Source organism: Nocardioides sp., from assembly GCF_035547795.1.
GTDB lineage: Bacteria > Actinomycetota > Actinomycetes > Propionibacteriales > Nocardioidaceae > Nocardioides.
The window spans coordinates 1-9,404 of record NZ_DASZUF010000197.1 but is presented as its reverse complement, the minus strand read 5'-3'; the positions used below and the strand labels follow the sequence as shown (position 1 = coordinate 9,404).

The window sequence follows — 9,404 nt, the reverse complement described above, 5'->3', positions numbered from 1 at the left end:
CCCCCCCCCCCCCGCCCGCCTAGGCTCGGCCTCACCATGACCGATCAGCCCCGACGCGTTTGCTACGTGCTCCCCGTCTTCGACGAGGGGGCCGGGATCACCGCGTTCCACGCCGCGCTGGTCACCGCCACGGACGCGCGCCCCGACCTCGCCTTCGAGTTCGTGTACGTCGACGACGGCTCCCGCGACGACTCGCTGGAGCGACTCCTGAAGCTGCGCGAGCACGACGACCGGGTGACCGTGCTGAGCCTGGCCCGCAACGTCGGCCACCAGATGGCCGTGACCGCCGGCATCGACGCCGCCCACGGCACCGCCGATGCGGTGATCGTGATGGACTCCGACCTGCAGGACCCGCCCGCGGTGAGCCTGGACCTCATCGCCCGCTGGGAGGCGGGTGCCGACGTGGTCTACGCCCAGCGCCGTACCCGACGCGACACGTTCTTCAAGCGCACCACCGCCAGCGGGTTCTACTGGCTGCTGGACAAGATGGCCGAGACGCCGATCCCACGCAACGTCGGCGACTTCCGGCTGATGGACCGGCGGGTCGTCGCGGAGGTGGTCAAGTACCGCGAGCACAACCGCTTCCTGCGCGGCATCGTGGCTCAGGTGGGCTTCCGCCAGGAGGCGCTGCTCTTCGACCGCGACGAGCGCTTCGCCGGCAGCTCGAAGTATCCGCTGCGCACCATGCTGCGGCTGGCCGGGGACGGCGTCTTCGGCTTCTCCACCGAGCCGCTGAAGATGATCACCCGGATCGGCCTGGCGATCTCATTCCTGTCGCTGGTGGGCGTCCTCTACGTGCTCGGGGTGCGGATCTTCGACCCGGACGACTCCGTGCCCGGCTGGGCGTTCCTCGCCGTCAGCATGTTCTTCCTCGGCGGGGTGCAGCTCATCGTGCTCGGCGTGATCGGCAGCTACGTCGGCCGCACCTACATCGAGGTCCTGGACCGGCCGCTGTACTCGGTGTCGCTGGCCGCCCGCGGGAGCGTGGCCGATCGGTCAGCGCCGTGACGGGCGCCTCGACGACTGGACCCGTGCGCCCGTTATCCGCACAATGCGTTCCGACGGGGGCGTCGACGCGGTCGCGCGCGGCCTCGTCCGACCCGAGGACCTGACCGCACGGTTCGGTCGAGGAACGGAAGGACGACTCATGCGCACCCACGCCCGCGCGCGTACATCGCCACGGGCGACGGCGACCGTGCTGATCTCGCTGGTGCTCGCCGCGATCGGCCTTGTCGGGGTGGTCGGCGCCGCTCCGGCGCACGCGGCCCAGCCTGCCGACCCGAGCCTCGAGTCGCAGTCGACATACTCGATCGGTGCCGACGCCCAACCCCAGGACGTCAAGATCGCCATCCCTCCGGGCCTGAACCCCACCCGCGTCACCGGCCGGATCCTCTTCCAGCGCTCCGGGGCGGCGAACACGGCCGGCCAGGTCGACTTCCTCCTCGACGGGAGCATCGTCAAGACGGTCGCCAAGGATCCGCTGACCCAGCAGGCCACCTTCGCGTTCCCGGTGAGCGCCGCGGACGTCAGCGACGGCTACCTCACCTTCTCCTACCAGTACCTGACCGACGGCGTCACCGACCCGAGCCAGGTCTGCGTCAACCCCCAGCTCGGCCAGGCGCAGCTGGACCACGTCCAGGTGGCGCTGGCGGGCCAGGCGGTCGCGCCCACCACCCTCGACCAGTTCTTCGGGCCTGCGGTGCGGGCGGTCTCGATCGTGGTGCCGCCGGCGGCGCCGGCGCAGGTGCGGCAGGCCGGCCTCGCCGCGGTCGCGGCCGTGTCGCATCTCTACGACTCCACCACCGCGGTGACCCTAACCAGCAGCGCCGACGCCTCCCGCGCCGCGGCGGCCGACGAGATCGGCGGTCGCCGGATCGTCATCACACCCGGGACGGGCGCGGCGCGCACCGCGATCTCGACCGTGGACGGCGTGCCCACGCTCACCCTCACCGGCGACCCGGCCGGCCTCGCCAAGGCGGCCGCGGCGCTCGGCAATCCGTTGCTCGCCCTGGCCGGGTCTGCCGACACCACCCGCCTGGAGCAGAGCGGCATCGTGGGGTCGACGCTGACCAGGACGTTCGACAGCCTGGGCCAGTCCGCGCCGACGGTGCAGGGCCTCGGCGTGTCGCAGTTCATCGTGGGCGTCAAGCTCTCCGACTTCGGCCGGTCGGTGTCGTCGCTCAAGGTGCATCTGGTCGGCCAGCACGCCGCGATCCCGACCTCGATCTCGGCGGTGCTGTCCTACTACTGGAACGGTCACCTGGTCGGGTCGCAGAACCTGGTCGGCGACAAGACCGCGATCGACACCACGCTGAGTATCCCGGCGACGGAGCTGACCGCCTTCAACTCGCTGACGGTGAAGATGGTCGCCGTGCCGACCGGGCAGAGCGACTCCGGCAGCGCGACCTCGCCGTTCGACTGCCACGGCACCCTGTCGGTCCTGCCCGTGGAGGTCGACTTCGACGGCAAGGCGTCCACGGTCGCCGCGACCCCGGGCCAACCGTTCGCTCCGGGCTTCACCCGCTTCCCGCAGTCGCTCGGCAACGTCATGACCGTCGCCCTCGGCGCTCAGACGGGGGCCGTCGGCGACAGCGCTCTGACCAACGCCGCCTCGGTGGTGGCCTCGCTGCAGCGCCTCAACGACGCCGAGCTGACCGTCAAGCTGGTCTCGGTCGCCCACTTCATGAGCTCGTCGGCCCCGGGCCTGGTCGTCGACCCCACACCCGACCAGGTCGCCGCGCTCGACGCTCCACTGAAGATGGCGCAGTTCCGCACCATCGACGCCCAGGACGTGCACTTCGGCGCCGGCGTCGACTCGCCGTACGCCGCACTGCAGGCGTTCAGCCAGCACGACCGTGACGTGCTGCTGCTGTCGTCCTGGAGCCCCACGGCCGACGACACACTCGGCAGCAGTCTGGAGGGGCACCTGGTCGACTCGATCACCGGCGACTCCAACGGCTGGTACGGCCTCTACGACGATCTCGCGATCGCGCAGTCGACCACCGCCAAGCCCGTCCTGCTGCAGAGCAACGCGATCTCGCCCCAGCCGCAGACCGTCCATCACTTCTCCGCCAAGGCCAAGTGGGCGCTCGTCGTGGCCGCCGTACTCATCCTCGCGATGGCGGCCCAGATGCTCGCCCGTCGGCGCCTCCGGCGGCGGGCGGCGCGGCTCGTCGAGGCCGAGTTCCTCGAGGACGAGGGTCGCTGGAGCGACGAACCGGCCGACGGCTCACAGCGGCTGGGCGATCGACGAGCCGAGGGGCCCGACGACGACCGGGGGCCGTCGTCGCCATGAGCACGGCGACGGGCCGGCCGCGAGCCCGGTCCCGCGCGCCGATGGCGCTTGAGCGCGGCCGTCGCGACATCCGGCGGCTCCTGGCGCGGCTCGGCGCCTTCTGGCGTTCCCTGGACCAGCCGGTCGTCGGCCGGCGGGTACCCGGGTCCGCCGTCGTCGGCCTCACCGGGCTGATGCTCTCCCTCGTGGCGGCGCTGCTGGCCTACCGCACCGGCTCGAACACCTGGTACGCCGACTCCCTCTCGCACCTCACCATCGCCCGCCGGATCTTCGACTCCCAGGCGCCCGGGTTCCAGCAGCTCGGCACGGTGTGGCTCCCGCTCCCCCATCTGCTGCTCATCCCGTTCGTCGCCAACCTGTGGATGTGGTCCTCCGGCGTCGGCGCCAGCCTCCTCGGCGCCGGGTGCGCCGCCGCGACCGCCACCGCCGTCTACCGGATCGCCGCCCGGCTCGGCTTCGGCCGCGCCGGCCGGCTGGTCGCCGTGCTGGTGCTGTGGACCAACGTCAGCTACCTCTACATCTGCACCACCGCGCTGACCGAGCCGGTGCTCATCGCCGCCTTCGCCTGCACCATCGCCGGGCTGGTGCACTGGGCCACCGCCGCCCGGCCGATGAGTGGCGGCGAGCTCGCGGTGTTCGCCGGACTGCCCGCGATGGTGGCGATGCTGTCGCGCTACGAGGGCTGGGTGCTGGTGGTCTCGATGGTCGTCTACATCGCGGCGGTCGAGTACCGCCGGATGGGCGGTCGGACGCAGCATCCGTGGCGGTTCATCGCCCTGCACCGGATCCTGCCGGCGCTGGCGGCGCCGGCCTTCGGCGTGCTGTGCCCGTTCGTCGGGGTGGGCTGGTGGCTGGCCTACAACTACGCGATCTACCACGACCCGCTGGAGTTCATGACGGGTCCGTACTCCGCGTTGCGCCAGCAGGCCGACGACATCGCCCGCGGCATCGTCACGACCAAGGGCAACCTCGGCATCAGCCTGACCGTCTACGACTGGTCGCTGTGGGAGATCCTCGGCGGGGTCGTGGTGGTGGCGGGCGCCCTCGGGTTCCTGCTGCTCTTCTTCACCGAGGGCCTCTCGATCCGCGTCCTGACCCTGGGACTCGCCTTCTCGACCTACGTCTTCATGGTCGCCAGCCTCTACCTGGGCCAGACCGTGATCTGGAACGACCACTCGATGCCGCCCTCACTGTGGAACGTGCGGTTCGCGGTCTCCCCGATCGTCTTCTTCGCCCTCGGCACCGCCGCCTTCGTCGACCGGCTGGGCGGCTGGCTGCGGCGTACTCCTCGCTCGGCCGGCGCCCCCGGCCGCCGGCTGCTGGCCGCCGGCCCTGCGGTGGTCGTCGCGCTCGCCCTGCTGGCGCAGTTCGGCTGGTGGGCGCGTGACCCGGGCACCCGCTCCCCGGTGGTGGCCGAAGGGCACCTCAGCCTCGTGCTGCGTCCGACCAAGGTCATCGACTACCTGCGGCGGCACTACGACGGCGGCCACATCCTGATGAACGAGAGCGCCCCGCGCAACGCGATCATCCCGTTGGTGGGGCTGCCCAACAGGGACTACTGGGACGTCTCGACCGGCGCCGGGTACGACGCCGCGCTCAAGTCGCCGACCACCCATGCGACCTGGATCGTGGTCAACACCTCGCTGCACACCGACTATCCCGACCCGGTCTACCTCTACATGCGCCAGCACCGCGAGCTCTTCGCCAACTACGACATCGTGGCCAAGGACGGCTCCGAGGTGCTGTACCACCTGGACCGGTGGACGCCATGAACGAGAACGCGGTGCACCGCCGTATCGGCGACATCCTCCTCGACGCCGGGCTGGTGACGCAGGAGCAGATCGACGCCGCCGTACAGCGGCAGCGGCGGGAGGGCGGCCTGCTCGGCAAGCATCTGATCCTCTCCGGCGCCGTCAGCCGTCGCGACATGTACCGCGCCCTCGCCGAGCAGTGGGACGTGCCACTCGTCGACCTGCTCAGCCAGCCGTCGAACGCCAACGACTACCTGCTCTCGGTCGACCCGCGCCGCTTCGCCGACGCGGGCTGGGTGCCGTGGCGCATCCACGACGGCACCCTCACGATCGCGACCTCGGTGGCGCCGACGCAGGAGGTGCTCGACCAGGCGCTCTCGCTTCCCGGCGTCGAGGCCGTCGACGTCCGGGCCACCACGGACTGGGACGTGCTGCGCACCGTCCAGAACGCCGGACGGGAGCGGCTGCTCTACCGGATCACCGATCAGATGGCGGACACCACTCCGGAGGCCTCCGCGCGCAGCGGCGTGATCCGGTGGCAGCGGATGGTCCCGGTCGCCTTCCTGCTGCTGATCCTGGCGGCCTACGTCGTCGACCCGCCGGTGGCGGTGGTGGTCACGTTCTGCATCGTCAACGTGCTGTTCGTGGTCAACATCGTCTTCAAGGTGCTGGCCGGCCTGCGCGCACCGTACCGGTTGCGACAGAAGCGACGCTGGCGCAAGGCCGTCGTCGCCGAGCGCGCGCGACGCGGAGCACCGGCGGCCTGGCCGCGTCGGATACCCGACGACGAGCTGCCGGTGTACACGATCCTGGTGCCCGTCTACGACGAGGCCGAGGTGGTGCCGAAGGTCATCGCGAACCTGGACCAGCTCGACTATCCCAAGTCGAAGCTCGACGTCATGATCCTGCTGGAGGAGAACGACACCCGGACCATCGAGGCGGCCAAGGCCACCCGGCCGCCGGAGTACGTCCGGATCGTCGTCGTACCGGAGGGGCATCCGCAGACCAAGCCGCGGGCCTGCAACTACGGGCTCGAGTTCGCGCGCGGCGACTATGTGGTGATCTTCGACGCCGAGGACCGCCCCCACCCCGATCAGCTGCGCCGAGCCATCGACGCGTTCGAGATGAACCGTCTGATGCGCAAGTACGTCGATCCCGACACGCCGCGGCTGGTCTGCGTGCAGGCGTCGCTGATGTACTTCAACGCCGAGTACAACCTGCTCACCCGCATGTTCGCGATCGAGTACGCGCACTGGTTCGACGCGATGCTGCCCGGGCTCGACGACTCCGGACTGCCGCTCCCGCTGGGCGGGACCAGCAACCACTTCGAGACCCGGACGCTGCGCGCGCTCGGCGCCTGGGACCCCTACAACGTCACCGAGGACGCCGACCTCGGCCTGCGGATCGCCAGCCAGGGCTTCGCGGTCGGCACCATCGAGACCGCCACCGAGGAGGAGGCCTGCTCCGCGGTCTCGGCCTGGATCCGGCAGCGCACCCGCTGGATCAAGGGCTACATGATCACCGCGTCGGTCAACACCCGGCACCTCGGCCGCTGGTACCGCTCCAACGGCATCGGCGGCCTCATCACGATGGCCTGCCTGGTGCTCGGCACCCCGCTGGCGTTCCTGTCCTACCCGTTCTCGCTGCTGTTCACGGTGCTGACCTACGTCGGCGTCAAGACCGGCGGGCTGCACTTCCCGCCGGGCGCCCTGCAGGCCGGGGTGATCATGATGGTGGCGGGGAACACCGCCATGATCCTCTCCTCGGCGGTCGCCGCCTGGCTGCGCTACAACTGGCGCGTCGCCATGTTCGCCTTCCTCAACCCGGTCTACTGGCTGCTGCACTCGGTGGCCGCGTGGCGGGCCGCCTACCAGCTGGTGGTGGACCCGTTCACCTGGGAGAAGACGCCGCACGGCCTGACCGCCGACTACGAGTCCACCCACGAGCTACGGGGCTATCCACCGATGCCGTAGCGGCGCCGTGCCTCGGGCCTCAGCCCTGGCTGGCGCGGCGCAGCAGCTCCTCGAAGTCGGTCGGTGCGGCGAACTCGTCCTCGACCGTGCGCCGCACGGTCCCGGCCGGCGCCGGCGCCGGAGCACCGGCGGTGACCAGCATCGCCAGCTCCCCGGCGGCGCGGTCGACCCGCTTCTGCAGCTCGGGACCGCCGGCGAAGTCGTCGGTCGCGGCGAACACGCCGGTCGGCACGACCACGGCATGCAGGTAGGCGAACAGCGGACGCAACGCGTGCTCCAGCACGAGGCTGTGCCGGGCAGTCCCGGCCGTCGCCGCGATGATCACCGGCTTGGCATCCAGCAGGCCGGTCTCCAAGACGTCGAAGAACGTCTTGAACAGCCCCGAGTACGACGCGGAGAATACCGGCGTGACCGCCACGACGCCGTCGGCGCGGTGCACCGTGTCGATGGCCGCCTTCAGCTCGGCACTGGGGAACCCGGTCAGCAGGTGGTCGGTCAGCGCGTGCGCCAGGCCGCGCAGCTCGATCACCTCCACCTCGACCTCCCGGCCGCGGGACTCGACGGCGTGCTCGACCGCCTCGCCGAGCATGTCGGCCAGCAGCCGGGTCGAGGACGGGTTGCTCAGCCCCGCGGAGACGACGGCGATCCGGATCGGGGTGCTCCCCGCGGGGTCCCCGTTCGGACCGGAGCGGAGCGAGGATCCGTTCGGAGCGCTCACAGCTCCCCCTCGAGCACCTTGGCGACCTCGGGGTCGTCCAGGTCGCGGTCGGAGGTGCCGGTGGCGGCGTCGCCCTCGGCGTAGACCGTGGTGTCACGAGCACCGCCGGCGGCGGCGACCAGGGCGGCGTGGGTGGGCGCGTCCGGGGTTCCCGGCTTGCGGACCTTCGCGAACTCCTCGCGCAGCGTCGGCAGGATCTCGCCGTACAGGTCGAGCTGCTCCAGCACCGTCTTGAGCGGCAGCCCGGCGTGGTCGAGGAGGAACAGCTGGCGCTGGTAGTCCCCGACGTACTCGCGGAAGGACAGCGTCCGCTCGATCACCTGCTGCGGCGAGCCGACGGTCAACGGCGTCGCGGCCATGAAGTCCTCCAGCGACGGGCCGTGGCCGTAGACCGGGGCGTTGTCGAAATAGGGCCGGAACTCGTTGATCGCGTCCTGGCTGTTCTTGCGCATGAAGAACTGGCCACCGAGGCCCACGATCGCGGTCTCGGGGGCGCCGTGACCGTAGTGCTCCCAGCGCTGCCGGTAGAGCCGCACCATCTGCTGGGTGTGGCTGGCCGGCCAGAAGATGTGGTTGTGGAAGAACCCGTCGCCGTAGTACGCCGCCTGCTCGGCGATCTCGGGGCTCCGGATCGAGCCGTGCCACACGAACGGTGCGACGCCGTCCAGCGGCCGCGGCGTGGAGGTGTAGCCCTGCAACGGCGTGCGGAAGCGACCCTCCCAGTCGACGACATCCTCGCTCCACAGCCGGCGCAACAGCGCGTAGTTCTCGATGGCCAGGTTGATGCCCTGCCGGATGTCCTTGCCGAACCACGGGTAGACCGGGCCGGTGTTGCCGCGGCCCATCATCAGGTCGACGCGGCCGTCGACCAGGTGCTGCAGCTTGGCGTAGTCCTCGGCGATCAGCACCGGGTCGGTGGTAGTGATCAGGGTGGTGGACGTGGACAGGATGATGTTCTCGGTCTGCGCCCCGATGTAGGCCAGCGTGGCCGTCGGGTTGGACGCGATGAACGGCGGGTTGTGGTGCTCGCCGGTGGCGAAGACGTCCAGGCCGATCTCCTCGGCCTTCTTGGCGATCGCGACGGTGGCCTTGATCCGCTCGTGCTCGGTCGGGGTCGTGCCCGTGGTCGGGTCGGTGGTCACGTCACCGACGGTGAAGATGCCGAACTGCATGCCCATCGTGATCTCCGTTCTCTCGTGTGCTCACGATAGTTGAATAATTAACTATCCGCCACAACCACCGTCCCCTCCACCGTATTCCGGCGTGTCGCGAGCCGGCTTGTGCCCGGCCACGCCGCTTTGTCACGCTTCCCTGGTGTCCCGCCCCGTTCTGATCAGTGCCCATCGCTGCGGCGCCGGCGACGACCCTCGGGGCGAGAACGGGCTGCATGCGCTGGAGCACTCGGTCGCGCTCGGCGTCGACTACGTGGAGTTCGACGTGCGCCCACAGGCCGATGGTCGCCTCGTCGTGACCCACGACGCGCCGGGGGACGGCGTGGAACTGATCGGCTACGAGAGCCTGCTCGAGCGTCTGGCCGGCCGAGCCGGCGCCCACGTCGACCTCAAGACCGCCGGCATCGAGATCGAGGCGGTGGCCACGGCCCTGGACCACCTGCCTGCCGAGCTGATCCTGGTGACGACCGGCTCGGTCGAGGGTGCGCACCGGCT

Annotated in this window: 7 protein-coding genes; 5 read left to right on the top strand and 2 right to left on the bottom strand. The window is 70.6% G+C overall.

Annotated elements, in window-relative coordinates; translation table 11 throughout:
• Nucleotides 1-36: 36 nt before the first annotated feature.
• The 4 genes from VHA72_RS14705 (at nucleotide 37) to VHA72_RS14690 (ending at nucleotide 7,019) form a co-directional block, all read left to right on the top strand.
• Entirely contained in the window at nucleotides 37-1,008 is a 972-nt protein-coding gene (locus VHA72_RS14705; RefSeq protein ID WP_325576504.1) for a glycosyltransferase family 2 protein, read from the top strand.
• Nucleotides 1,009-1,147: 139 nt separating this feature from the next.
• Complete coding sequence (locus VHA72_RS14700) at nucleotides 1,148-3,295, top strand: hypothetical protein (protein WP_325576502.1); 2,148 nt, start codon at nucleotides 1,148-1,150, stop codon at nucleotides 3,293-3,295.
• Nucleotides 3,292-5,067, top strand: a complete 1,776-nt coding sequence (locus VHA72_RS14695) for a glycosyltransferase family protein (RefSeq protein ID WP_325576500.1) — start codon at nucleotides 3,292-3,294, stop codon at nucleotides 5,065-5,067. The genes VHA72_RS14700 and VHA72_RS14695 overlap by 4 nt, the downstream gene beginning before the upstream one ends.
• Nucleotides 5,064-7,019 carry a glycosyltransferase gene (locus VHA72_RS14690; RefSeq protein ID WP_325576498.1) on the top strand — a complete coding sequence of 652 codons (1,956 nt, stop codon included), beginning with the start codon at nucleotides 5,064-5,066 and terminating at the stop codon, nucleotides 7,017-7,019. The genes VHA72_RS14695 and VHA72_RS14690 overlap by 4 nt, the downstream gene beginning before the upstream one ends.
• A 19-nt stretch (nucleotides 7,020-7,038) precedes the next feature.
• Here the strand turns inward: VHA72_RS14690 and VHA72_RS14685 are convergent, their stop codons facing one another.
• Together VHA72_RS14685 and VHA72_RS14680 are read right to left on the bottom strand one after the other, a co-directional pair.
• Entirely contained in the window at nucleotides 7,039-7,737 is a 699-nt protein-coding gene (locus tag VHA72_RS14685) for an FMN reductase (RefSeq protein WP_414689806.1), read from the bottom strand.
• Nucleotides 7,734-8,909: a CE1758 family FMN-dependent luciferase-like monooxygenase gene (locus VHA72_RS14680; protein WP_325576506.1), complete on the bottom strand. Its 1,176-nt coding sequence runs from the start codon at nucleotides 8,907-8,909 to the stop codon at nucleotides 7,734-7,736. Before VHA72_RS14680 ends, VHA72_RS14685 begins: the two co-directional genes overlap by 4 nt.
• A 142-nt stretch (nucleotides 8,910-9,051) precedes the next feature.
• Here VHA72_RS14680 and VHA72_RS14675 point away from each other — a divergent pair.
• A partial coding sequence (locus VHA72_RS14675) for a glycerophosphodiester phosphodiesterase (protein WP_325576496.1) occupies nucleotides 9,052-9,404 on the top strand: 353 nt, incomplete at its 3' end.

Coding starts and splice junctions, on each gene's coding strand:
- VHA72_RS14680 (WP_325576506.1), bottom strand. CDS start 8,909: ATGCAGTTCGGCATCTTCACCGTCGGTGACGTGACCACCGACCCGACC.
- VHA72_RS14700 (WP_325576502.1), top strand. CDS start 1,148: ATGCGCACCCACGCCCGCGCGCGTACATCGCCACGGGCGACGGCGACC.
- VHA72_RS14690 (WP_325576498.1), top strand. CDS start 5,064: ATGAACGAGAACGCGGTGCACCGCCGTATCGGCGACATCCTCCTCGAC.
- VHA72_RS14695 (WP_325576500.1), top strand. CDS start 3,292: ATGAGCACGGCGACGGGCCGGCCGCGAGCCCGGTCCCGCGCGCCGATG.
- VHA72_RS14705 (WP_325576504.1), top strand. CDS start 37: ATGACCGATCAGCCCCGACGCGTTTGCTACGTGCTCCCCGTCTTCGAC.